Annotated in this window: 1 protein-coding gene; it reads left to right on the forward strand. The window is 69.2% G+C overall.

Annotated elements, in window-relative coordinates; translation table 11 throughout:
- Positions 1-451, forward strand: a 451-nt coding sequence (locus CWS39_RS28450; RefSeq protein ID WP_158240433.1) for an AAA family ATPase, incomplete at both ends; no start/stop codon positions are given.

Raw genomic sequence — 451 nt, forward strand, 5'->3', positions numbered from 1 at the left:
CACCGTGATCTATCTGCCCGACCCCACCGTCGGCGTGCGAGGTATCCATCACCGCATCGTGGCCTCCCTCGGTGGCCAGCCCCTGACCCATCACGCCACCCTGGCCCCGCAAGCCGCCGACGCGCTGGCCGCCGAACCAGCCGAGCGCGGCCGCACCCCCGTCGTGGTCGTCGAGGAAGCCCACCTACTGGGCTACGACCCATTAGAAGCGTTGCGGCTCTTGACAAATCACGAGCTCGCCTCGTCCAGCCCGTTCGCCTGCCTGCTTGTCGGCCAACCCACCCTGCGCCGGCGGATGAAACTCGGCGTGCTCGCCGCGCTCGACCAACGCATCGGGCTGCGCTACACGATGGCGCCCATGACCGACACCGAAACCGGCAGCTATCTGCGCCACCACCTAGCCCTGGCCGGGCGCGACGACACGCTGTTCTCCGACGACGCGGTCACGCTC

Origin of the sequence: Mycobacterium hubeiense (assembly GCF_002838065.1) — a bacterium.
Lineage (GTDB): Bacteria > Actinomycetota > Actinomycetes > Mycobacteriales > Mycobacteriaceae > Mycobacterium > Mycobacterium hubeiense.